Here is a 22,132-nt window from a genome sequence, read left to right as displayed (position 1 = left end):
GGTTTTTTATCAGCACAAGAAAAAGCCCAAAGGTTTCACATGAAACCTTTGGGCTTACTTTCAGTATGGCTATCTAGCAACAGTCTGTCTTAGGTAAATAATCAGTCAAACAAATCGCCAATCTTTTTAAAGAATGATTTTTTATGTGGCGACTGCTGATGCTTACTGTCATCATCTAACGTATCTTGGAATTGACGTAATAGATCTTTTTGCTCACGTGTTAGGTTGACAGGTGTCTCGATGACCACACGGCAGATCAAGTCGCCTTTCATCGTGGTGCGTACTGGCGTCACGCCTTTACCGCGTACACGTAGCAATTTACCACTTTGCGTACCTTCTGCGACTTTGATTTTCACTTTGCCATCCAAGGTTGGGATCTCAACTTCTTTACCGAGTGCCGCATCCGTGATGCTGACTGGCACATCCATATAGAGATCGGCGCCTTGACGAGTAAAGACGTTGTGCGGTTTGACACGTACTTCGACATACAAGTCGCCGTTCTGTACGCCTGCGGCGCCAGCTTCGCCTTCACCTGCCAGACGGACGCGATCACCATCATCGACGCCCGCTGGGATAGATACTTCTAGCGTGCGTGATTTGTCTTTGACGCCATTACCATGACAGTCAGGGCAAGGGTTTTTGATCTGTTTACCAGAGCCGCCACACTGCGGACAAGTCTGCTGCACGGCAAAGAAACCTTGCTGCATGCGCACTTGACCCTGACCATGACACATCTGACAGGTCACGACATCAGAGGCATCTTTGGCACCTTTACCATCACAGGTATCACATGGCGCTGGCGCTGTGAAACTGATTTCTTTTTTGCAGCCGCGTACTGCTTCTTCTAATGTCAGCTCGATCACATAACGCAAGTCAGAGCCGCGACGCGAACGTCCACCGCCGCCGCCACGTGATTGGCCAAAGATATCACCAAAGTTACCAAAAATATCACCAAAGATGTCTTGGAAGTTGCCGCCGCCTGCACCGCCAAAGCCGCCGCCACCCATGCCATTTTCAAAGGCAGCATGACCCATGCGGTCATACGCTGAGCGCTTTTCTTCATCGCTCAGTACTTCATAAGCCATTGACGCTTCTTTGAATTTTTCATCGGCATCAGGGTCATCAGAGTTGCGATCTGGATGATATTTCATGGCAAGCTTGCGGTAGGCTCGCTTGATCTCCTTGCTATCAGCGGTTTTGCTGACACCCAATACTTCATAAAAATCGCGCTTACTCATGGTTTCTCCTATCATCTTCACAGTGCCACCGGCTCGTCAAATCATCAGCATTAAACATCGACAGTTTCAATTTCATACATAATCCTGCGATAAGGTTTCACATGAAACATAGCAAAGGATGGACATACGCGATTGTAACGAGCAAATACGGTGAGGGCTGATTAGCCAAATCAATTATAAAAAGTTTGCGCTATTTATGGAGATGGTCTGCTGATTTATCAAGCGCTTAAGTCATGAAATTCATAGTTGAGGTCTTGAGTCGGCGGTATACACGATTTATTAAGATTATTACAAAGCTTTTCATACCTGAATAATGACGAGTCGTGCTAGTATTTATCGCCATATCTACGGTCATTTATCCCTATAATGACAATGTTTGCGACAAGGTTCCCGTCTTATGAAAAAGCTGATTGTTTTATTGATTGTCATTGCCGTAGCCGTCTATGCAGGCTCTCCTTACTATAGTGCTTATCAGCTCAAAAATGCCTACGATGCCAAAGACGGGGCCAAGATCGCAGCCGCCATAGACTATGAGCAAGTGCGCCCAAGCATCCAACATCAGCTAACTGACCAATTTGCCACGACCATGACAAAGTACCCACTGATTGCTGAGCTGGGCGGAGACGCATTAACCCAAGCAGCCGATGGCTTTATCACAAAGGCCGTCGATGGTGCCATCACGCCGCAAAATATCGAAAAGGTCATTAACACTCAGGGTCAAGCCAATACAGCAACCAAAGAGCTGGCGGCGGCATGGGCCATTGCAAGCGATCAGGTCGATCTCAGAAACCTCATTCAAAGCTTGATCATTCAGCGCGGCGACGTCGATGCGGTGGTCAAGAGCCAAATCCAGCAAGTCATGAAAAAACAAGCCGCGGAGCTTGAGCAACAAGCCGCACAAGGCAACGATAGCGATAAGCCAACACTGAGCTACTGCGGTATCAATTGCTTTGCTATCAGCGGTCAAGTCAAAGGCTATCCGCTCACGATAGAGATGCAGCGCCAAGGCTTGATTGAGTGGAAGATCGTCGATATTGTCTTGCCATAGACGAATTGAGACCGCTTTTGATATTCAACATTTTGATGAGTCAAACGATAAAAACCGCTTTATGAATCAGCTCATAAAGCGGTTTTTTGTGGCGTGATTTAAAATCTTTATTCACTAAAATGTGAACGACGCTAATGTGATTATTCGATACCTAAAAATTCTAAAAACTCAGGACTCTCAAAACTTGCCTGATACAGCACGCCATCCTCACGGTAGATAGCAGGCGTTGCTATCACCGCCAGTCCAGCGGCTTTTTCGCGATTGGGCGTCACGTGATCGGCGTTGCAATTTGCTGGTGCAGGTGTCATCTCACCTTGCAGCATCGCCTTATCGAATGCATGACGACGACTGCTCTCGCTACCTTGGCACCAGATACCACGCATTTGCTCAGGGGACTGCTCGTATATCGGATAGCCAATGATTTTTACCGTGACGCCTTTTGCATTGAGCATGGATATTTGCTGATGAAATCGACGGCAATACGGGCAGTTGACGTCATCAGCCACATAAATCACCGCCTTCTCAGTTGTGGTGGCTGGATAAGTCATCAGCTGGCTTTCATCCAATGTCGCAAACACCGATTGGTTTTTGCGCCGCTCAAACTTCTCATCGAGTCCGGTAAACTGACCGTTTTCGATCACTGATATTTCACCATCAGTGATGTAATGCGCATCGTCCGATAACAAGAAAGGCACCCCTTCTAGCGTTGCGCCCCAAATCACGCCGGGTACAGCCGTATAAAAGAACGGCGTTTTGGCGCTCATGTTTTTGAGCGCACGCGTATTTTTGAGCAGCACCGATTTGACTGCTGCACTGACAGGCTTGCCTACCTGCGCACTCGTGCTGCGTACTGGTATTTTGGTCACTACCCGCTTGCTCGGATTCTTTTGTAGCTCACCTTGGATGATATAGCGACCGTCTTCGGTGATGTGCAATGGCGGCTGACCCGCCAAATTTACCTGATACATATTGGGTAATTTGGACGTCACAATAGAGGTAATCTGCGTTTTGATACCTGCTTGGGTCAGCACTTGGCGCAAGCGTTTATCGACAGTTGCACTTACCGCTTTGCTCGTCTGCGTGCTTTGATTTTTTTGGTTCAATTGGGTGCGTGTCGCATCCGCTGAGTTTGACTGAGCACAAGCCGTGGTTGCGAGTAGCACAAGGCTAATCAGGCTTACCGAATTAAAGGCGGATAGTTTCACAAAAGCAGTCCTCGTTAATGATTTATAAATTTTTTACTTCATAATATCCATCTTGATTGATCATCATAATATTATGTAAAAAAATAGATTGAGATATCAGACAGACTGTATCATAAGCAAGGTTTACACAAATGATTAGCGGCGCAATTTTGCAAAATGGCTACCCAGCTTTAAGAGATCGGCAACACCGGTAGATGGTAGAACAAACAGATAATAGATACGAAGGCAAATCAGCAGACAGCAAAAAGCAGCACAAGATATCGCGGCTGATGATGAATTTAAAACGATGATTTAAACAGTAGTATGGATGCACATACTAAAGAGGTCAGAGACTAAAACTTGGCCACTTCTTCTGGGGTTAAGAAACGACTGTCACCTTTTTCGAGGCCCTCTAAATTAATATGACCGATACTGGCGCGGTGCAGCTCCGTCACTCGATTGCCAAAGTAACCCATCATGCGTTTGACTTGATGGTATTTGCCCTGCTCTAGTGTCAGACGGGCGTGTGTCTCATCGATGAACTCAAGCGTAGCAGGTTTGGTCGGCTCATAGTCGCCTTCTAATAAGATGCCTTCAGCGACTTTTTTCACCGCCTTTTCTTGGGCATCGCTATCCATCGGCGATGCTAGGGTCAGCTCATAGACCTTGGCGTGCTCATGTTTAGGACTGGTGACACGGTGTAGCCAGCCGCCATCATCACTCATGAGTAGCGCGCCGGTGGTGTCGACATCGAGACGGCCAGCGATACGCAAGCTGCCCAGTTCTGGTACGGCAATCAGCTCAGTGACAATTGGGTATTCTTTGGCTTTTAGCGTACACTCAAAGCCTTCAGGTTTGTACAGCAAGATATAACGATTGCCTGTCGCAACTGACAGCGGCTCGCCTGCCCACATCACCTCATCGTTGATGACATCGACATGTAGGCCTGGGTCTTTGACCACTTGATCGTTGACGGTGATCTCGCCTGCGTGCATGATCTTTTTTGATTCTTTGCGTGACAGCTCGGTGGCTTTACTAATGAATTTATCTAAACGCATACTATTTACTACCATCGGTTTTATGATACCAGCCCTAAATCAGAAACTAACGACACCAGCACTCAGCCATGAGCGCCTCGTTATCTTCGATGGTTAGAAATGGTACTATAATGAAAAATAAAATGAACACTGCGGCCAATACGGACGACAGTGACAGTTAGCTAAGTTTACCATATCCAACCTAAGCCTGATGAAATATGAGCTATCAAACCCTAAAACGCGCCGTCACCGCGCGCCTAGAAATTAAGAAGTCTGAGTTTATTGCTTACGCGTATCCGGTGATCTCGCGTGAAGAGGCCATGTTTCACGTGGAACAACTACGAGAAAAGTACCCTGATGCTCGGCATTGGTGCTGGGCCTATATCATTGGCGACCCTGATAATACGACCAGCGCAGGTTTCGATGATGATGGCGAGCCGAATGGTACCGCAGGGCGACCAATACTAGGCGTGCTGCAGCACAAGTCTATCGGCAATATTATCATTATCGTGGTGCGCTACTTTGGCGGTATTAAGCTTGGCGCAGGCGGTCTCACTCGTGCCTATGCAGGCTCTGCACAAGCAGCAGTCGATCAGATGATATTAAATCCGTATGTACCCATGGCACAGATTCAAATATTGGCAGAGTTTGCGACCGAGGCACAATGCCGCTATATGATAGAGAGCTTGGGCGGTCATATTGATGATGTCGCCTACAGTAAACAAGTCACGCTGACCGCGACATTGGCTGAGGCAGATATCGATAGTCTAAAAGAGCGGCTGGCTATGGATGGTCGCGTATTGAATCAGCCAGAAGTCTAAAAAAACCTGATTAACCTTTCTCATTAGCCGCTTAGACATAGTAGAACCTCAATAAAATTGATACAGCATAGGAAACGCGCTCAATTAAATGCTACTTTTCTTGCTTGCTGTGACTGCGTCTCTAGAGGCTGCGAAAAATAGCGTTTAATCTTGCTATACCATTTTTATAATGGTTTCACTATAGTTGTATTCAGTCGCCATTTATTAGCTTGTCAGCCATTTTCAGTAATCATGCGTCCACTGAAAATCATTGGTTTTTACAGATACTGGCGTTATGATAAAAAAACCTCACCACGCTACTTTTTTGCTTTTCCACGATCATTAAATAAGACCAAAATATGTCAACCTCAACCAAACCTTTTTCTCCAATGCCCTTTAAGCCGCCTTTTTGGCTGACTAATCCGCACTTGCAAAGCATCCTACCCAAGTTCTTTGCGCCAAAAGCACCAACTTATCGCCGTGTGGTAGAAAAAGACTCTTTGGATGAAAGTGATATTGCCTACGATTTTTATGATGCGCATCCAGTAGACGCATCAAAAAACGGCGCGCTTGAGCAAACGCCTTTGATTGTCTTATTCCATGGAATGGAAGGCAGCAGCGACAGCCATTATGCTCGCGCCTTGGCTTACCAGATGCACGCGCAAGGGTGGCACTTTGTGGTCGCCCATTTCCGCAGTTGTGGTGGTATTCCAGCTAGTGGACGGGTGTTTTATAATGCGGGTGATACGGGCGAAGTGCACTACATGCTGCAAAACCTAAGCGAAAAATACGCCAATATGTATGCGGTCGGCGTCTCATTGGGTGGTAATGCCTTAGCCAAATACATGGGCGAATACGGCGAGAAAGCGCTCTGTAAAGGCGCGGCTGTTATCTCCGCGCCAGTCGATATGTCATCAGCGGCGCTTAGTATGCATAGCTTTTTAAGTCATCGTATTTATACGCCCTACTTGCTTAATCCGATTATCAAAAAAGCGCTTGCCAATGACATTACTCAAGAGGAGATCGACTCGATCAAAGCGGTCAATCGCATCAGTGACTTTGATGATATCTTTACCGCGCCGCGTCATGGCTACCGCTCTAACAACCACTACTATCAAGCCTCGTCCGCCCTTCCCTATTTGATCAAAGTGACCAAGCCTTTATTACTCATCAGTGCAAAGGACGATCCGTTTATTGGCTTTACCGCGACACCAAACGATGTCTCTGATAGCGTCACTATCTTAGATACTGAGCACGGTGGACATATCGGTTATTTGCGTTATCGCTCAGATAAAGGTCGAGCAAAAAATAATACTAATGGCAAGTCTTCAAAATTTGATATTAAATGGATACCCGAAACGGTGAGTGCGTACTTCAATTGGATTGGGGTCGAGTCACGTAAAAAATAGGCCTAAGTAGCCCTGACAATAGCTCCTAATCTAACGACTTTTAATGCTGTCCTTTAAACCTTCGAGACGACTTTATGTACCCATTTATCCGTTATGCCAGCACCATCGCTCATGCCGCCTTAAAAGCAAAAAAGGGCGATACCTTGACCCTAAAAGAAACCAGCGAGATCCAGTTTCGCTGTCGCCTGACGGATATCGATAATTTCTTGGAGATGAATAACGGTCGCGTATTCACGCTGTATGATTTGGGGCGTATGGATTTTGCGGTGCGTAGCGGACTTGGCACGCAGCTGCTAAAACAGCGTTGGGGTTTGGTCATCGCTGGCAGTACCATCCAATATCGCAAGCGTATTCGTGCGTTTGACAAGGTCACGCTAAAAACCAAAATCGTCGGTATCGATGCGCGCTGGCTCTATATTGAACAATCCATGTGGGTCAAGGGCAAACCTTGCTCCTCTGCGTTACTGCGTACAGGCGTGACCAAAGGTGGTCGGGTGATTGACACGGCACAAGTACTGGCCGCATTGGGCAAGTCTGACTGGGACCTACCGCCAACTGGCTATGTCGCCGAATGGATCGAGAGTGACGCTGATCGTCCATGGCCACCGCAGGACTAGGATTGAGTAAGGATACTTATGAAATTTCGATATGCACGGCACACCAATAATTTGGACACTCTTATTAATTTTTATCAGAACATTATTAGACTAGAAAAGCTGGGCGGCTTCAAAGACCATAATGGTTACGACGGTATTTTTTTAGGATTTCCCGATCAGGATTGGCATATGGAGTTTACCTATTCCGCTGATAAAGCAAACCATCGTCCTGACAGGGACGATTTGATCGTATTTTACTTAGATAGCGAAGAGAAAATCCAAACCATTATAGATAGGGCGAAACAGGCAGAGATACTACCAGTCACCTCACAAAATCCTTATTGGAATGAAAACGGCATCGAGTTGACTGATCCAGACGGATTCGGCGTCATACTAACGATAAATTCGTTGAAGTAGAGAACTAGAGTCAGTCTGTTTAAGGCATGTCATTGGAGTTTGCTGATTAGCGGTGATGATGTGGTTGGGCTGCTGAGTTATAAAAATGAGTCAGTTTTCTTAGCTATCTTTTCTCATTTCATGCGTTTCTAGTAGATATATAGCTAAGGTAGAGGGAGTTTCCCAAACTTTGTGTAACTGCTTATAATCCACTAACAGGAGAATAAGCAATGACTACTCAATCTGACATCAAGAAACTGGCTGAGCAAATGGCCAGCAGCATGAAAAGCTTCGATGACATCAAAGACTTTCAAAAGCAGCTCATGCAATCTTTTATCGACACCGCACTTGAAGCCGAGATGGAAGACCACCTCGGTTACCCCAAGCATGAAAAGGCAGACAAGCCTAACAAGCGCAATGGGCACACTAAAAAGAGAGTCCGTAGCGACACAGGCGAGCTTGAGATCTCCACCCCAAGAGACCGTGATAGCAGCTTTGAGCCTGCATTAGTACGTAAGCATCAAACCCGTATCTCAGGTCTCGATGATAAAATCATATTTCACTACAGGCATAGCCTTACGTCTTGCGCTTCGGGCAAGTGTCTCCCAGACACTTGCTGATCCTCGCTCATACGCCAAAGGTCAAACCACTACTGAGATTGTCGAAACCATCAAGGACATCTACGACGTCGACATCTCAAGCAGCTTGGTTTCCAGAGTCACTGACAACATCTTGGATGACATCACCGCTTGGCAGAACCGGCCACTGAGCAGCGTCTATCCTATCGTCTACTTAGACTGCATTGTCGTCAAAGTTCGTCAGGACAAGCAGATCATCAACAAAGCTATCTATCTGGCCTTAGGCGTTGCTCTTGATGGTAAAAAAGAGCTGCTTGGCATGTGGCTATCAGAGAACGAGGGCGCTAAATTCTGGCTTGGTGTTCTCACTGAGCTACAAAACCGCGGGGTTCAAGATATTCTTATTGCCTGTGTCGATGGTTTAAAAGGCTTCCCTGATGCCATCAATACGGTCTACCCTAACGCTCAGGTTCAGCTGTGTATCGTGCATATGGTGCGCTATTCGATGAAGTTCGTACCTTGGACGGACAAGAAGGCCGTAGCAGCTGATTTAAAGGCCATCTACGGTGCTGATACGCTTGAGATGGCAGAGGCCAACCTTGAGCACTTTGATGAAGTATGGGGTAAAGAGTACCCGCATGTCATCAAGTCTTGGCGCAATAACTGGGAGGGCTTAACGGTGTTCTTTGGTTACCCGAAAGACATCAGAAAAGCGATTTATACTACTAATGCGATAGAATCACTGAACAGTGTTATCCGTACGGCGGTGAATAAGCGTAAGGTGTTCCCCTCTGATCAGGCGGCATTTAAAGTGGTGTACTTAGCCACCCAGCAGGCATCTAAAAAGTGGTCGATGCCAATCCGTAACTGGACGTCTGCTCTGAATCGCTTTATGATTATGTTTGATGATCGTATCAGTAAGCATTTAATCTAAATGGCAGTTACACAGAATCTGGGATGGGCTCTGATCATTAGAAGCTATACCTAACAAATTAACTGAATAAGTTTCTTCATCCTTAATATCTCGATTTGGATAAATCTCAACATATATACCAGTTAGATGTTCATTGGCTCGCTTAGCAATCTTTTTTCTTTTACCTTTCTTATCAGAAGACGCAATTAGCTGATCGAATTTAGTAGGTAATGCTGGTCTTTTATAACGGCCAGCTAGCCAATCAATATACTGATTTAGATTCCCTTCTAAAAAGTTAATTGAAGAATCAGGTTTAAATTCTTCAAGAAGTGACTTTTTTATTTGAATTTTTTCGTGAGCTTTTAGCTCTAAAATAACCTTCTCATCAGAGCTGTTTGAGATGGCTTCTATATGCAATATTCTAGGATGACGATTATTGCTATACTGTTTATTAAACGCTTCAACTGATAAAAGCCGGACAATAGAGAGCTCGATGTATTCTTCTTGCGAGGAGGCAATGTCGCATGATTGTGAGGCAACAACCAACAAGTTGTTAGCAGATATAGTGAACGTACTATCTATATCACCTATTAGCTTTGCAACTGATTCAGGTTTGACAAAGCTGCCTTGTCGCCATCCTAATGCTTCGAGTATACGCTGCATTTAAACCTCTAAATCAAACCTACTTCAGGCGTCAATGATTGATGAGTAAGACGTCGACCTGCAAAAATTATTTTTTCTCTATCAAGCTTTTCGTCTGTCAACATTTGCATCACGCTAGTAGAACCTAGGATAGGGGAAAACAGCTTTTCTTTATCAGTAGGAAGCTTGTTATAACTCCAGTCTTCTGCGATAACGCTTAACTCAAACACTCTTTGTCTATCTTTTTCTTTACTAATCCCTTGCTTCTCCCAGTTGTACAGTGTTTTTCTTGAGACACCAACAAGGTTAGCAAGCTCTTCATCACTCAAATCAAAATACTCTTTTATTGTCGAAAGCTGAGACTGGCGAGTATTGTACTTAACATTAATACTTGATCCGCTTGCTTGGCTCATTTTGTCAATTATATAACGACTGTTATCGTAACTGGTTGATTTCTTAAAAGCATAGGCTGGAGTAGTGGCAAGAATAGAAGCGCCTATAAAAGCGGTAGTAATATTCTTATTTATCCAGCTATTTGCTCCATAACTGTTTTGTCTCATTTCCATGCCTCCTTGGCTTGTTCTGTTGTTACATTCCAAAATGCTTTTCGACTGATTTTATGCATGTTTGATAGCTTACTAAGTATTAATCCTTTATTAAAATCTAGTGGACCGGACTCTTCTTCCTGAGCATTCCATACATGGTCGATATCCAATAGTAGTCTTTTGACAGGCTTATCAGAAGATTTTTCTATTGCAATGGGTAAATTCTCTGCATCAGGCCAAACTAAAACTTTATCCTCACCGTATATCGAACGAATAAAAATAGCCCCTTCTGTCGTTCTCCATAAAGTTTCATTAGTCTGTCTTAGTAAGCTCCCTGACAGTTTTAAATCATCGTTGTTGTATAGTCTAGGCTGAACAAAATCTTCTATTGAACCTTTGCCTTCAATGTTAAAAATGGTGTCGCTATAACGTAAGCCAAGACCTAAACAGAGGCTTGGGTTAATAACATCTATGATAGTTTGTAATAAGAAATCACAGTTCTCTTCAAATCCATTAAAGCGTTCATATTCACTAGTCATAAACAATAAACGATTCTGGTTAACCGAAGCTGCGGTATGACTATTTTTAGAGATAAACTCCCAGTTGGCTTGAGCCTCTAAGCTTATACCGTTAGGCGACACCGTAATTTCTTGGGTCTCAGTATTTCTTAGAATTGGTAGCTTATTTCTCAAAGCATCTTGAATCTTAGGTATGTATTCCTTTATACCTAGTATAGGAGAAAATCTAAATTCTGCTAATACAAAGACTAAAGGTTGATTCGATAACTTTTTATAGTCACACATGTTGAACTCTCAGTAAGCTGATAAGTCTATTTAAAGTTATTATATAATACACACTATGTGTAATTAGTTGTGTAATTTTTGGAAAACAGTTGAGAATTCCAAAAAAAGCAGCGCTCCAAAAAAGAGCACTGCCATTATATAAAAACTAAATTCTAAGCCAAACCCTAACCCCGCACATTCACCACATAACGCCCAACCACCTTACTCGAAATAAAGCGATCTAAGTATTCAGGCGTTTGCTCAAGGATAATTTCTTCAGCATAACTCTCAAGGTCAGGCAATTTCATATCGGTTGAAACGCGCTCCCAAATGGCCTTTTTATCGTCCAATGGAATATAGACCGAATCGATACCCAATAATGACACTGCTCTGGTGATAAATGGCATGACCGTCATCGAAAACTCCGCACCGCCCGCTAGGCCGCAACTGGTCACTGCACCGCCCGCTTTGGTTTGCTTGAGCAAATTAGCTAGATAATCGCCACCGAGCGTATCAATGGCATTGGCCCACAGCTCACGGCCGATAGGTTTGCTACCGATTTCATTGATCGTATCGCGATGACGGACTTCGCTTGCGCCAAGATCTTTTAGATAATCGCTTTGTTCAGGCTTACCTGAGAAGGCGATAACCTCGTAGCCCAATTGACTCAATATCGCGATACTGATACTACCGACGCCGCCCGTTGCGCCCGTGACGGCGACTGGTCCGTCTTCAGGTTTTGCGCCCATTTTCTCAAGCTTTTGCACGCTCAAAGCCGCTGTCAAACCGCCTGTGCCGTATATCATTGCTTCTTTTAATGTTAATGATTTTGGACATGCTATCGCCCAATCAGCGGGTATCGAGATTATCTGGCCAAGCCCGCCTGCGGTGTCCATGCCGAGATCATAGCCGAATACCAACACTTCTTGCCCTGCGCTAAACGTGCCTGATTTATCACTGACGACCACGCCAGCTGCGTCGATACCTGGGGTGTGCGGATACTCTCTGGTGATTCGCTTATTGCCTGACGCTGACATGGCATCTTTGAAGTTCAATGATGAATAATGCACTTCGATGAGCAAGTCATTCTCTGGTAAGTCACTGACTTTGCGCTCTTGAATGCTTTTTTTGAATTTGCCGTCGTTAGTTTCTTCAACGACTAAGGCTTTAAACGTTTTCTCGTTTGACATGGTGATATCCCTATTACGTTTTATTGTTTATGTTCATGAGTCATGGCTTAACTATCGCATGCTTCATTATCTAATGACTGCAAAGTCACTAAAGCAAAAAAATCCCACTGTACTTTAGGATAAATACAAATGGGCTTCTTCTTATTTTATGCTACCTCTGATGACAACAGTCATTGAAAGGTTAGTGTGTAAATTATAGTTTTGACAGTACTTTAAAGGTACTAAGGTTTTAATAGTACCTTACCTTTTTTGCCAGATTGCACATCACCTGAGACGGCTTTGGTAATCTCATCAAGCCCATAAACCGCTTCAATTGGTAATTTTAGATTGCCGTTGGTCGCGCGCTCTAGTAGTTCATCAATCAGACGCTGCTTGTTGTCCAGATCCATTTCTTGGCTGGTTTTGCTGCCCCAGAAGCCTTTGACGATAGCTTGCTTAAAGATCAGGCTGCCAGCGTCTAGTTGCATTGGTTTACCTGACATAATACCAAACGAGACCAACGTGCCGTTGCTACCGAGTAGCGATAGCAGCTCATTGCTTGATTCACCACCGACGGAGTCCACAGCAGCGGTGATCTTGTTTTCACCAATGATAGCGCGGACTTGGTCTTGCCAGTCATCATCAGCAGTGACGACATTGTTTTTGATATCTAGCGCGGTCAGCTCTTCTAACGAGTCTTTGCTACGCACGAGATTAATGGTGTTCACACCGCGTGCCGCTGCTAGCATGGCTAGTGTTTTACCAACAGCACCATTGGCCGCATTATGGATGATCCATTGTCCACTATCTACTTCTAAGAATTCTAACAGCATCAAGGCGGATAATGGCATGGCGATCAGCTGCGCGGCCATCTCATCATCCAGGCTCTCAGGGATGGCAAACACCATGTCCTCGTCAGCGACGAAGTACTCCGCCCATGTCGCTTGCACGCTAGCGGCAGCAACGCGCTGACCGACTTTGAGATTTTTAACCTCGCTACCCACAGCATCGACCACGCCGACCGCCTCGGAACCTGCGATAGCAGGCATCTCTGGCTTAAAGCCATACTGACCGCGAATGGTTAACAGATCATGGTTGTGGATAGAGGCGAGCACGGTTTTTACGCGCACCTCGGTAGGCTTAGGTTCTGGGATAGGGCTATCGGCTAGGCTCAATACTTCGGTGGGTTTGCCAAATTCGTTATAAGTTGCGCTGCGCATAATATATTCCTTTTTATCTTTTATAAGGGTTTATAAGTATTGTTAGAGTGGGGCGTGTCTTCAATTCACTCGATAGTCATCTAAATGGGCTAAAAATGGCTAAATCTTGCCAAACATCGTCAAATAGCTGGTTAATATCCCGATATTGTCTACGCTATTTTTCTTGTTTGACGACAATTTATCACATTTTTATCGCCATTTTTGAAATGAAGACACGCCCTAATAGAATTTTAAAAAGTTAAACCTCAAGCACTACTTTCCCGACAGTATGATTGGTCTCCACTTGACGATGAGCGTCGTGCAGCTTTGCAAAGGCAAAAGTCTTAAACACGTGCGGTACCTCGTCAGCTTTTGGTGTCGGCTTGTCAATCTCGCTTAAGATTAGGTTATCAATACCACCTGCTTTATGAAGTAAATAGGCTTGCATAGGATGCTCCTTTTTATTGACTTAAATAGTATTTATTAAAAAACAATTTAGAACTACCTTAACAAGGGGTTTGGATCACTGACAAGGCAACTTTGGTTACCTGATGTTGTGAGTGGTTTTAGCTATGAATTTTTTGAAAAATTACAAGGATTAATTATCAATACTCGCTTCATGGTCAAGGCTATTAGTTTCAGGGTTACTCATCTTAGGATCGATTACCTTAAACTTCTCATCGACCATATTAGTCAGTAAAGGCTCACCGTCATCATTAACCCGAAATAAGCCATATTCAGCCGCCTCAAAAGCCTCGGCATGACCTTCTTGAAAGAAAAAAGCGTTGGTCGCCAGTTTGAGTACGCCATTACGGAGACGATAATAAATCGCCCTCTCATTTGTGCTTAAGTTGTCAGGCTGACTCTCTGCCAAGCGCTCAAACTGTCCGACATTATTATTATCCAAAGCGACGATGACATAGCCTTCCTCATGAGTAGGATAGCTGCCCGGATCTGTATTTAAGGCGGCAAGTACCTCATTCTCTAGCGCATAACGTAGCGTCATATAGTCGCCCTGCATAAAGCCGCGTGGATCAACGGGCGCAAGCTCAAGCAGTACGGTATCACCAGTGGCTAAATGGGTCTCGTATTTGGCGACATTGAGAGTCATTACTACTAAGATAACGATTAAGCCAAACAGCGCAATAGTAATTCTAACCGCTCGTTTTTCAAGCCAGCCAATCGAGCTAAGCACGGATGAGTTTTGAACCATAGTCTTATTATTCATGACAAGCGCTCCTTATCAGTACTCGTTGCTAATGCCGCATTACTGGCAAAATAACGTTTGATCAGTAGCCAGCGCATCAGCAATAAGCCAACTCCGATAATAAGCATAGAAGCGGCTTTGAGTAATAATGACGTATCGAGCTGATAGTAATACCAAAATATGTAGCTGACTAAGGCGATAATACCAAGCGCTAATAGCACTCGCTGACTATTGGCAAACGCTATGACAATAATAAGGCTAGTGGCGAGCAACCCTGAAACGTAAATCGATACCACTCCAAGCACGGCGGTAGCGCCGACTATAATCAGTCCCGTTGCTGAGAGCAGTTGGATACGGTAGCGCTTCAAGATTAAGTAAGCGGCACATAAGCTAGCAAGGGCCAATAATCCTTGCGCTAAATAGTAGTTATAACGAAAAGGGTTACCGTCATTATCGAAGCTGCCATCATATTCAGCAACGATAAAATAGACTGAAACGCCAAGCAACACAAGGGCGCTTGCATAGCCAAACGCGCTAATAATAGATTGTGCATAGACTTGATGTGGACGAGGAACGCGCCGTAATAGCGGATAGCGTTGCAATTGCGTCACGATAGTCAAGAGCGCTAATACGCCTAAACTTAGCTCAGGGAACTGATAATAATTGAACAAATAGACCATAAGCCCAAGCACGAGGCTAGCACCTAGCAGTCGATACACCACATTGGGCATGATAAAAGTCAAATAGCTTTGAATAATCAAAAATAGCCAGACTGATAAGGGGCGCTCTACGGCATAAAAGAACAATCCAGCGGCGACATACAACTGTCCTGTGATACTGATAGCAAAGGCTGAATATTCAAAGAATAGATTGCGATGTTTGCTTGCGGTATTAAAGAGCCAAAAGGCAAGAGCGCTTAAAGCTAGACCTACTATAATAAGGCCTATAGCGCTTTTTAACACATTACTTTCAGCCAAAAATAAAGTCAAAAAACCTGTAAAAAACAAACTGGATAACAAGCCACCGAAACCAATAAAAAGTTGCAGATACCAAGGGGTATGTTTCTGTGAGTCGTCATCTAAATGGTCGTTATATACGCTAAAATCCTTAGCGATTAGACCGATATTTTGCAGCGATGCCAGCGCTTGTTGGTCGTTATTATTCATGATCGGCTCCTTTTTTATTCAAAGGAGTATTCACCGCTTGTAAGATTTTAAGGTCTTCAGAAGGAGAGTTATCTGATTTTATAACTTCAAATAACCACTTGATAGCATAAGTAACCATGCCAATCAGTAGAAGGGTTAAGACGAGTAGGCTGCCTGCATCAAAGTCATTAGGTAGTATGTTAACTGCCCAAGACATCACTACAATAATGAGAGAAAAGCAAAGGTAGGTCAGCATCAGTAGATCACTGCGCTGTCGATAAAAACGCCAATACATAAAGGCGCACCAGCCCGCCCAAAGCGATAAAGACAGGAGCGTCGCCAACACACTATCCACATCAAAAACAGTAATAATAGCGAGGAAAGTGATAGCGATAGTGCTGATTAAACCGACAAGATAAGTACTCCAGTGCAAACCTGCTTGAGCTTGCAATAATATATCGTCGTAAGTCGTTTTGGAGCTTGAAAGGTTAGGACTAGCAATAGAAGTATCTGAACCAACAATTTCGCTATTAACTTGGCTAGCCATCGCACGTTTTTGACCCAAAAAGATAAGCCAAAGATTTAGGGCAACCAGATTGATCAGTGCCAATATCGCCACTCTTATAACATCTTGATAGCTACTATCAACGAACGATAGATCTACCACCTCCAAATAAAGCAATAGAAAAGTATTAAGCAGCCCAAGCCACAATAGCCATAGTGCCGGAAAGCGGGCAATAATGACCCAAGGGGTAATCAATACTGCCCAAGCAAAAAACAGCTGCCAAGTATCCGCGCCGGTCTGATATACCTGCCCAAATAGCGCCAGCAAACTACCCGTAATGATACTAGCGACCAGCAATAATAGCTGGCGAATAAAATGAAACCTGCGCCGAAAAGAGAGAGCCACGTAGAGCGCAATAGTGATAACCAGAGCGCCCTCGACCAAAGCGAATTTGCCTAGCTTACCCAAATTTTGCCAGTTATAAGCAATAAAAAACACCAGTGATAATACCAATGCCAGCGAACCGATAATCAGCAAGGCTTTATCAAAGAAGCTAAGCCATGTGCTTTTGCTGGGATAGACTTCTAGGTGTTTGGCAGCAGCCTCTGCATGCTTGAGAGGAAGCTTGTGTTGTTCAATGAGTTGTTCGATAGCACGCCGCGTTTGACTCATAGCGCCCTCTGTTTAACAGAATATTTAGCTTATCTTAGCAATTTTTTTAGGCGGCATTTATAGAGTTGAGTAAACAGAGGTAGGCGGGTGCAGCTAAAGGGTTTGAGAGTTTTAAGAGTAAACTAATAAAACTCAATACGGCTCAGCACGTGCTCTTGGATAAGGTAAGCGCAGATATAAGCGCTCGGCCAAGCAAACACAAAGGCTAAACTCCACGAACCCAATAAATCAGAGAAAAAATGATCGCTATAGCCAACCTTTACCAGTATCAGCGCCGCTGAAATAATAAGCGACATCATCATGGCCATTAGTCCAGTAAATACTAGGCGATATAGTTTGCGGCTCATACGTATTCTTAGTTTCGGTAGTGCCATAACGCATTTTTGTCCTAAAGGTTTTATAGGGAGCTATCATATAACCTATATATAACTAGGTAAATTGGTTATTATCAAACACCAAGTTCTTTAAATGTTAACGATATCGATAGCATAAATAAACCAGACCAATCAATAAGAATAGACTATGAAAAGTAATGATAAGGCTAGACCACAACGTACATTAGGCATCATCGGTGGCATGAGTTGGGAGAGTACCGAGAGCTATTATCGACTGATCAATGAAGGGGTCAAGGCTGAATTAGGTGGCCTGCATTCAGCGGACCTGCTTATTCATAGCTTAGACTTTGCGCCGATTGGTGAGCTGCAAGCAAAAGGCGAGTGGGCACAGATGGGCGCGATATTAGTGAGTAGCGGCAAACGTCTGCAAGCGGCTGGCGCGCAAGGCTTGCTTATTGCGACTAATACCATGCACAAGGTAGCTGATGAGGTACAGGAGGCCACAGGCTTACCGATTATTCATATTGCCAATACAACTGCTAGTGCGATTCAAGCGCAGGGTCTGACTAAGATAGGTTTGCTCGGTACGCAGTTTACCATGACGCAGGGTTTTTATAAGCAGCGCCTGACAGATAGCGGTTTGCAAGTGGTGATACCTAAAGATGCGGCGAGAGCAGAGGTGCACCGAATTATCTATGAGGAGCTGTGCCAAGGGCAGTTATTGGATAGCTCAAGAGAATATTATCAAAGGGTCATTGAGCAGTTAGCTGATGCAGGCTGCGAGGGGGTGATTTTGGGCTGTACTGAGATTGGACTGCTGATTAAGCAAGCTGACAGCCCCATCCCTGTGTTTGATACCACTGCTATCCATGCGCGAGCGGCGGTAAGGTTTTTAGTGGATAAGGCAGTCGGCTAAATACTGCAAAGATAGCATAAAGCCTGCTGCGACCGTTTAGCCTTTATCGTAAGTTGGTTAATGGCTACCATGAACCTTTTTATGCACTTTGATGATACGGCGCAGCGGTAACCGTCTCCATGGTGTCGTTGGCAAGGTAAATAAGAGCATCGTTTTGGCGATAGACCCTTTGGTAAGGTCACGCGATTTACTGGAGGGCGTACTCGTGTCGCTCAAGGTGCATCCTTTTATGCCACTTTGATTGGGCTTTGATGAGTGTCAGTTGGGTTTAATTAAGAATAGATAGTGAGCTTAGGGTTGTAGTTATAACCACTATTTCTATAAAGCGCTCCTATTATAAATAACAATGCCTAAGCTATCTGGGCTAGAAAGGTAAACAAAAGCTAACGATAGTCTTGTATATGAACATAGAAGATAAGGTTTTGACTAGAAAGTTATAAATTAAAAAATCTAGGCACAAGTTTAGCGCTAGAATTAAAGTCAAAATGTATTTTCACTCTATCTTCCAACAAGGATGTCTCCATGCTATTTAAAAGCTTAGGCCTTGCCGCACTATTTAGTCTCTCTATCGTAGGCTGTACCACAGCGCCCAATACGCTTGCCGTTAACACCACTCAAAAAATTATCCAATATGAGCGCAATAAGTCTGATCTAGACGTCAAGTCATTCACGCTAGCTTCTGGCGACAAGTTAGTTTATGCCGAAAATAACAATCTCACCGCCGAGCCACTACTTCTCATTCACGGTTTTGGCGGTAATAAGGACAACTTCACCCGTATCGCTGACGAGTTAGAGGACTATCATCTGATCATTCCTGATCTGCTTGGTTTTGGCGAGTCGAGCAAACCTATGAGCGCAGACTATCGCTCACATGCACAGGCCACGCGCTTACATGAGCTGTTGCAAGCTAAGGGATTGGCAAGCAATATTCACATCGGCGGTAACTCGATGGGCGGCGCGATCAGTGTCGCTTATGCCGCAAAGTACCCAAAAGACGTCAAGAGTCTGTGGCTTGTCGATAGCGCAGGGTTTTGGTCAGCAGGCGTGCCAAAATCGCTTGAGGGCGCAACCCTTGAGAACAACCCACTGCTGATCAATAGCAAAGAGGACTTCTATAAGATGTACGATTTTGTCATGTATAAGCCGCCTTATTTGCCCAAGTCAATCAAAGCGGTATTCGCGCAAGAGCGTATCAATAATAAGGAGTTGGACGCCAAAATCCTTGAGCAAATCGTCACTGATAATGTCGAGGAGCGCGCTCAAATTATCGCGGATTATAAGATACCCACGCTCGTGGTTTGGGGTGAGAAGGATCAAGTCATCAAGCCTGAAGCGGTCAATGTGATTAAAGACATCATCCCGCAAGCGCAAGTCATTATGATGGAAGATATCGGTCACGTACCGATGATAGAGGCAGTAGAGCAAACGGCGGAGGATTATAAAGGGTTTCGTGCAACGCTGAAGGGTCAGTAATTCACAAACCTTTTATTAATCGTATCAGTAAGGCGTCTGTACTTTCGTTTTTGACTAACGTGACGCCTTGCCCTGCCCATAACGACAGATGCTCGACGTCCAAACGCTTGGCCGCATCCGCCCGCATAAACTTGGTCATGGCATTGAATTGCGGGTAGGGCGGTAGCGCATCTGCACTCTCAAATTGAGCAAAATCACGCAAATAATCGTTTAAAAGACCACGAGCAAGCTTACCTGAGAACAGTCGTGTTAAGCGCGTCTCGCTACTACGTTTACCTTGACTGGCATCAATGAGCGCTTGTTTATAGGTATCATTAATACCGCATTGATCTGTGGTCAAAAATGCCGTTCCCATTTGCGCAAGTTCGGCTCCTGCCGCTTGTACTGCCTTGATATCCTGTCCCGTCATAATGCCACCTGCGGCAATCAACGGAATATCTGTGCAAGCGTGCGTTTGGCTAATCAGCGTCAATAAACCCAATGGATCGGTTTCGCTTTGCGGTAACCAACCACCGCGATGACCGCCAGCTTCTGCTCCTTGCGCGCACACTGCATCTGCACCAATCTCGCTCCATGCTTTGGCTTCTAATGGATGGTTTGCCGTACCGATGACGTGTGTGCCGACACGTTGCAGACGCTGAACTTGCTCAGCACTGATAATACCAAAAGTAAAACTGGCAACAGGTACAGGATTGTCATACAGCACTTGTAACTGCTCAGCAAAGCTCTGAGCTGGACGTTCGGGTAGCGTAAATTCTATATTCTGCTCTTGGTAATAATTACTCAGCCAATTCGGCATGGCGGTGTCAAAGCTGCTCGACTCCTGCTCAGATAACACCATCAGATTGACCATAAAAGGACGGTCGGTCAGGGTCTTAATCGTATTGATTTGGCTATTCAAAACATCTGGCGCGGTCATGCCAGCGCCTAATGAACCCAGTCCGCCAAAGTTACTGACACTCGCAATCAGCTTAGGGGTGGTGGTACCGCCCGCCATTGGCGCTTGGATGATCGGGTAGGTTAGGTTAAGCGTATTGAGTAAGCTCATGAATGGCTCCTTTTAGGATATTTGCATGACTTACTGTAGCAGAAGTAGGCGGTGCGCGTGTTGGATAGTGTTTATTTAGTTGCTAAATAGGATGGTGGATTTTGACTACAAAGTTGTAGTTAAAATATTTGACTATAAAACTGTAGTTAAAATATTTGACTATAAAACTGTAGTTAAAGCTTATTAATACATATACTTGATATTACTAAATGTCTAGCCAAAGAAAGTTGAAATAAATAATGAATAAAATATCTCAAATTACTCGACGCAACATATTTGATATCTTAAAAATAGAAGGGATTTGGTGGGCAGGAAAGCTAGATGAAACAGAGTTTTTATCTAGAATTTATGATTTAGAGAGTATGCCTTCTACAGACTCTAGATACGAAAATGCCGCAGGTGATATATGGCAACACAGAATTAATAATTATGACTGGGAGGATGATTGGGTATTCAGTGATGCAAGATTTAACTTGTTAAATTGCGATGACGCCACTCTTTTGAACTTTCTCTGTCTGATGATACATCCAGTGGTAAGAACTGATCAAAAGGAAGTTGAAAGAATAACAAAGGTACTCAAAGATAATTTGTATCATGATGAGTTCGAGATTGTTGAAACAACCAAAATATCTGGTAGACCAGTTTTTAGTGGAAAAATGAAGTTTACAGGAAAAACATCGATCGAAAGAAAAATTAATGAAATCAAAGTTATTTTTAACGCTGAGTACGTTTCTCAGCAGATTAACTTAATGGAATCATCAATTGAAACTTCACCTTATCAAGCGATAGGAGTAGCGAAAGAGTTGATTGAAACTGCTTGTAAATCAATCTTTAAAAGTAGGCAAGAAGAATACAATAAAAACTGGGACTTATCTAAATTAATGAAAGAAACCACTAAGCTGCTCAAAATTACGCCTGACAATATATCTAATGAAGCAAAAGCAGCGAGTTCGATACGACAGATTCTAGGTAGCTTGTCTGCTGTTGTCCAAGGCATTGCAGAGGTTAGAAACGAATATGGTAGTGGTCATGGCAAAGATAGTGATTTCAAAGGTCTACAACCTAGGCACGCTAAGTTAGCAGTTGGAGCATCATCTACCTTCAGTCTATTGCTTCTGCTACTGATGCACTTAATGAATATGCCGATATATTAAAAGATGCAGGAATGGACGTCTCTGTTCCTAAAGTAGGCACTGAATTTAAAATTTCTGTAGGTACTTTACGCCAATATCAACGTATCAATTTTGACTATCTTTCGTACGAAGAAAATAACCCTATACCACCTGATACAGGAA

General features: G+C 44.1%; 23 protein-coding genes and 1 pseudogene. 9 read left to right on the top strand and 15 right to left on the bottom strand.

Annotated features, from left to right (window positions below; all coding sequences use genetic code 11):
- Positions 1–101: 101 nt before the first annotated feature.
- Entirely contained in the window at positions 102–1,238 is a 1,137-nt protein-coding gene (dnaJ, locus tag L0G63_RS05715) for a molecular chaperone DnaJ (RefSeq protein WP_301449776.1), read from the bottom strand.
- A gap of 397 nt (positions 1,239–1,635) precedes the next feature.
- Between dnaJ and L0G63_RS05710 the strand changes: the two genes are divergently transcribed.
- Positions 1,636–2,286, top strand: coding sequence for a DUF2939 domain-containing protein (locus tag L0G63_RS05710; protein WP_301449775.1), 651 nt, complete (start codon positions 1,636–1,638; stop codon positions 2,284–2,286).
- A 140-nt stretch (positions 2,287–2,426) separates the two neighbouring features.
- On the opposite strand, the gene L0G63_RS05705 is transcribed toward L0G63_RS05710, so the two are convergent.
- Positions 2,427–3,491, bottom strand: a complete 1,065-nt coding sequence (locus L0G63_RS05705; protein WP_301449774.1) for a thioredoxin fold domain-containing protein — start codon at positions 3,489–3,491, stop codon at positions 2,427–2,429.
- 332 nt (positions 3,492–3,823) lie between these two features.
- Positions 3,824–4,528 carry a pseudouridine synthase gene (locus L0G63_RS05700; protein WP_301449773.1) on the bottom strand — a complete coding sequence of 235 codons (705 nt, stop codon included), beginning with the start codon at positions 4,526–4,528 and terminating at the stop codon, positions 3,824–3,826.
- A gap of 197 nt (positions 4,529–4,725) precedes the next feature.
- Here L0G63_RS05700 and L0G63_RS05695 point away from each other — a divergent pair, with 197 nt between their 5' ends.
- From L0G63_RS05695 to L0G63_RS05675, 5 genes and pseudogenes are all read left to right on the top strand, one after another.
- Positions 4,726–5,328, top strand: a complete 603-nt coding sequence (locus tag L0G63_RS05695; protein WP_301449772.1) for a YigZ family protein — start codon at positions 4,726–4,728, stop codon at positions 5,326–5,328.
- Between the two features lie 338 nt (positions 5,329–5,666).
- Positions 5,667–6,716 (top strand): YheT family hydrolase, encoded by a 1,050-nt coding sequence (locus L0G63_RS05690; protein WP_301449771.1) that lies wholly within the window; start codon positions 5,667–5,669, stop codon positions 6,714–6,716.
- A 74-nt stretch (positions 6,717–6,790) separates the two neighbouring features.
- A complete protein-coding gene (locus L0G63_RS05685) occupies positions 6,791–7,333 on the top strand; it encodes an acyl-CoA thioesterase (protein WP_301449770.1) in 543 nt (180 codons plus the stop codon).
- 18 nt (positions 7,334–7,351) lie between these two features.
- Positions 7,352–7,729 (top strand): VOC family protein, encoded by a 378-nt coding sequence (locus L0G63_RS05680; protein WP_301449769.1) that lies wholly within the window; start codon positions 7,352–7,354, stop codon positions 7,727–7,729.
- Positions 7,730–7,938: 209 nt separating this feature from the next.
- Positions 7,939–9,220 (top strand): annotated as a pseudogene (locus L0G63_RS05675) (IS256 family transposase).
- Here the strand turns inward: L0G63_RS05675 and L0G63_RS05670 are convergent.
- From L0G63_RS05670 to L0G63_RS05625, 10 genes are all read right to left on the bottom strand, one after another.
- Positions 9,212–9,862 carry a hypothetical protein gene (locus L0G63_RS05670; protein WP_301449768.1) on the bottom strand — a complete coding sequence of 217 codons (651 nt, stop codon included), beginning with the start codon at positions 9,860–9,862 and terminating at the stop codon, positions 9,212–9,214. The pseudogene L0G63_RS05675 and the gene L0G63_RS05670 overlap by 9 nt on opposite strands.
- Before the next feature lie 8 nt (positions 9,863–9,870).
- Positions 9,871–10,401 carry a hypothetical protein gene (locus tag L0G63_RS05665; RefSeq protein ID WP_301449767.1) on the bottom strand — a complete coding sequence of 177 codons (531 nt, stop codon included), beginning with the start codon at positions 10,399–10,401 and terminating at the stop codon, positions 9,871–9,873.
- Positions 10,398–11,189, bottom strand: coding sequence for a TIGR04255 family protein (locus L0G63_RS05660; protein ID WP_025645354.1), 792 nt, complete (start codon positions 11,187–11,189; stop codon positions 10,398–10,400). Before L0G63_RS05660 ends, L0G63_RS05665 begins: the two co-directional genes overlap by 4 nt.
- A gap of 164 nt (positions 11,190–11,353) precedes the next feature.
- Entirely contained in the window at positions 11,354–12,358 is a 1,005-nt protein-coding gene (locus L0G63_RS05655; RefSeq protein ID WP_301449766.1) for a YhdH/YhfP family quinone oxidoreductase, read from the bottom strand.
- A 221-nt stretch (positions 12,359–12,579) separates the two neighbouring features.
- Positions 12,580–13,557 (bottom strand): zinc-binding dehydrogenase, encoded by a 978-nt coding sequence (locus tag L0G63_RS05650; protein WP_301449765.1) that lies wholly within the window; start codon positions 13,555–13,557, stop codon positions 12,580–12,582.
- A gap of 238 nt (positions 13,558–13,795) precedes the next feature.
- Positions 13,796–13,984, bottom strand: coding sequence for a zinc-binding dehydrogenase (locus L0G63_RS05645; RefSeq protein ID WP_301449764.1), 189 nt, complete (start codon positions 13,982–13,984; stop codon positions 13,796–13,798).
- 150 nt (positions 13,985–14,134) lie between these two features.
- The gene (locus tag L0G63_RS05640) at positions 14,135–14,764 is read right to left on the bottom strand and encodes a GDYXXLXY domain-containing protein (RefSeq protein WP_301449763.1); all 630 of its coding nucleotides are present in this window, start codon (positions 14,762–14,764) and stop codon (positions 14,135–14,137) included.
- On the bottom strand, positions 14,761–15,909 hold the full coding sequence (locus L0G63_RS05635; protein WP_301449762.1) for a DUF4401 domain-containing protein: 1,149 nt from the start codon (positions 15,907–15,909) through the stop codon (positions 14,761–14,763). Before L0G63_RS05635 ends, L0G63_RS05640 begins: the two co-directional genes overlap by 4 nt.
- Positions 15,902–17,065: a DUF2157 domain-containing protein gene (locus tag L0G63_RS05630; RefSeq protein WP_301449761.1), complete on the bottom strand. Its 1,164-nt coding sequence runs from the start codon at positions 17,063–17,065 to the stop codon at positions 15,902–15,904. The genes L0G63_RS05635 and L0G63_RS05630 overlap by 8 nt, the downstream gene beginning before the upstream one ends.
- Before the next feature lie 122 nt (positions 17,066–17,187).
- On the bottom strand, positions 17,188–17,412 hold the full coding sequence (locus tag L0G63_RS05625) for a DUF2798 domain-containing protein (RefSeq protein WP_301449760.1): 225 nt from the start codon (positions 17,410–17,412) through the stop codon (positions 17,188–17,190).
- A gap of 175 nt (positions 17,413–17,587) precedes the next feature.
- On the opposite strand from L0G63_RS05625, the gene L0G63_RS05620 reads away from it, so the two are divergent.
- The gene (locus tag L0G63_RS05620) at positions 17,588–18,316 is read left to right on the top strand and encodes an aspartate/glutamate racemase family protein (protein ID WP_301449759.1); all 729 of its coding nucleotides are present in this window, start codon (positions 17,588–17,590) and stop codon (positions 18,314–18,316) included.
- A 57-nt stretch (positions 18,317–18,373) separates the two neighbouring features.
- Here the strand turns inward: L0G63_RS05620 and L0G63_RS05615 are convergent, their stop codons facing one another.
- Positions 18,374–18,532: a hypothetical protein gene (locus L0G63_RS05615; protein WP_301449758.1), complete on the bottom strand. Its 159-nt coding sequence runs from the start codon at positions 18,530–18,532 to the stop codon at positions 18,374–18,376.
- A 306-nt stretch (positions 18,533–18,838) separates the two neighbouring features.
- Between L0G63_RS05615 and L0G63_RS05610 the strand changes: the two genes are divergently transcribed.
- On the top strand, positions 18,839–19,789 hold the full coding sequence (locus L0G63_RS05610; protein WP_301449757.1) for an alpha/beta hydrolase: 951 nt from the start codon (positions 18,839–18,841) through the stop codon (positions 19,787–19,789).
- A 1-nt stretch (position 19,790) separates the two neighbouring features.
- On the opposite strand, the gene L0G63_RS05605 is transcribed toward L0G63_RS05610, so the two are convergent.
- Positions 19,791–20,837 (bottom strand): nitronate monooxygenase family protein, encoded by a 1,047-nt coding sequence (locus tag L0G63_RS05605; protein ID WP_301449756.1) that lies wholly within the window; start codon positions 20,835–20,837, stop codon positions 19,791–19,793.
- A 239-nt stretch (positions 20,838–21,076) separates the two neighbouring features.
- Between L0G63_RS05605 and L0G63_RS05600 the strand changes: the two genes are divergently transcribed.
- The gene (locus L0G63_RS05600) at positions 21,077–21,991 is read left to right on the top strand and encodes an abortive infection family protein (RefSeq protein WP_301449755.1); all 915 of its coding nucleotides are present in this window, start codon (positions 21,077–21,079) and stop codon (positions 21,989–21,991) included.
- The last annotated feature ends 141 nt before the right edge of the window (positions 21,992–22,132 follow it).

The sequence above is a fragment of the Psychrobacter sp. genome (assembly GCF_030454045.1).
Lineage (GTDB): Bacteria > Pseudomonadota > Gammaproteobacteria > Pseudomonadales > Moraxellaceae > Psychrobacter.
Note: the sequence above shows the minus strand (reverse complement) of the source record. Positions and strands in the feature narration are given on the sequence as shown.

What these genes read in the sequence shown, in the direction of transcription:
- dnaJ (WP_301449776.1), bottom strand. Translation starts at nt 1,238, where the DNA reads ATGAGTAAGCGCGATTTTTATGAAGTATTGGGTGTCAGCAAAACCGCT.
- L0G63_RS05710 (WP_301449775.1), top strand. Translation starts at nt 1,636, where the DNA reads ATGAAAAAGCTGATTGTTTTATTGATTGTCATTGCCGTAGCCGTCTAT.
- L0G63_RS05700 (WP_301449773.1), bottom strand. Translation starts at nt 4,528, where the DNA reads ATGCGTTTAGATAAATTCATTAGTAAAGCCACCGAGCTGTCACGCAAA.
- L0G63_RS05695 (WP_301449772.1), top strand. Translation starts at nt 4,726, where the DNA reads ATGAGCTATCAAACCCTAAAACGCGCCGTCACCGCGCGCCTAGAAATT.
- L0G63_RS05690 (WP_301449771.1), top strand. Translation starts at nt 5,667, where the DNA reads ATGTCAACCTCAACCAAACCTTTTTCTCCAATGCCCTTTAAGCCGCCT.
- L0G63_RS05685 (WP_301449770.1), top strand. Translation starts at nt 6,791, where the DNA reads ATGTACCCATTTATCCGTTATGCCAGCACCATCGCTCATGCCGCCTTA.
- L0G63_RS05680 (WP_301449769.1), top strand. Translation starts at nt 7,352, where the DNA reads ATGAAATTTCGATATGCACGGCACACCAATAATTTGGACACTCTTATT.
- L0G63_RS05670 (WP_301449768.1), bottom strand. Translation starts at nt 9,862, where the DNA reads ATGCAGCGTATACTCGAAGCATTAGGATGGCGACAAGGCAGCTTTGTC.
- L0G63_RS05665 (WP_301449767.1), bottom strand. Translation starts at nt 10,401, where the DNA reads ATGAGACAAAACAGTTATGGAGCAAATAGCTGGATAAATAAGAATATT.
- L0G63_RS05660 (WP_025645354.1), bottom strand. Translation starts at nt 11,189, where the DNA reads ATGTGTGACTATAAAAAGTTATCGAATCAACCTTTAGTCTTTGTATTA.
- L0G63_RS05655 (WP_301449766.1), bottom strand. Translation starts at nt 12,358, where the DNA reads ATGTCAAACGAGAAAACGTTTAAAGCCTTAGTCGTTGAAGAAACTAAC.
- L0G63_RS05650 (WP_301449765.1), bottom strand. Translation starts at nt 13,557, where the DNA reads ATGCGCAGCGCAACTTATAACGAATTTGGCAAACCCACCGAAGTATTG.
- L0G63_RS05645 (WP_301449764.1), bottom strand. Translation starts at nt 13,984, where the DNA reads ATGCAAGCCTATTTACTTCATAAAGCAGGTGGTATTGATAACCTAATC.
- L0G63_RS05640 (WP_301449763.1), bottom strand. Translation starts at nt 14,764, where the DNA reads ATGAATAATAAGACTATGGTTCAAAACTCATCCGTGCTTAGCTCGATT.
- L0G63_RS05635 (WP_301449762.1), bottom strand. Translation starts at nt 15,909, where the DNA reads ATGAATAATAACGACCAACAAGCGCTGGCATCGCTGCAAAATATCGGT.
- L0G63_RS05630 (WP_301449761.1), bottom strand. Translation starts at nt 17,065, where the DNA reads ATGAGTCAAACGCGGCGTGCTATCGAACAACTCATTGAACAACACAAG.
- L0G63_RS05625 (WP_301449760.1), bottom strand. Translation starts at nt 17,412, where the DNA reads ATGAGCCGCAAACTATATCGCCTAGTATTTACTGGACTAATGGCCATG.
- L0G63_RS05620 (WP_301449759.1), top strand. Translation starts at nt 17,588, where the DNA reads ATGAAAAGTAATGATAAGGCTAGACCACAACGTACATTAGGCATCATC.
- L0G63_RS05610 (WP_301449757.1), top strand. Translation starts at nt 18,839, where the DNA reads ATGCTATTTAAAAGCTTAGGCCTTGCCGCACTATTTAGTCTCTCTATC.
- L0G63_RS05605 (WP_301449756.1), bottom strand. Translation starts at nt 20,837, where the DNA reads ATGAGCTTACTCAATACGCTTAACCTAACCTACCCGATCATCCAAGCG.
- L0G63_RS05600 (WP_301449755.1), top strand. Translation starts at nt 21,077, where the DNA reads ATGAATAAAATATCTCAAATTACTCGACGCAACATATTTGATATCTTA.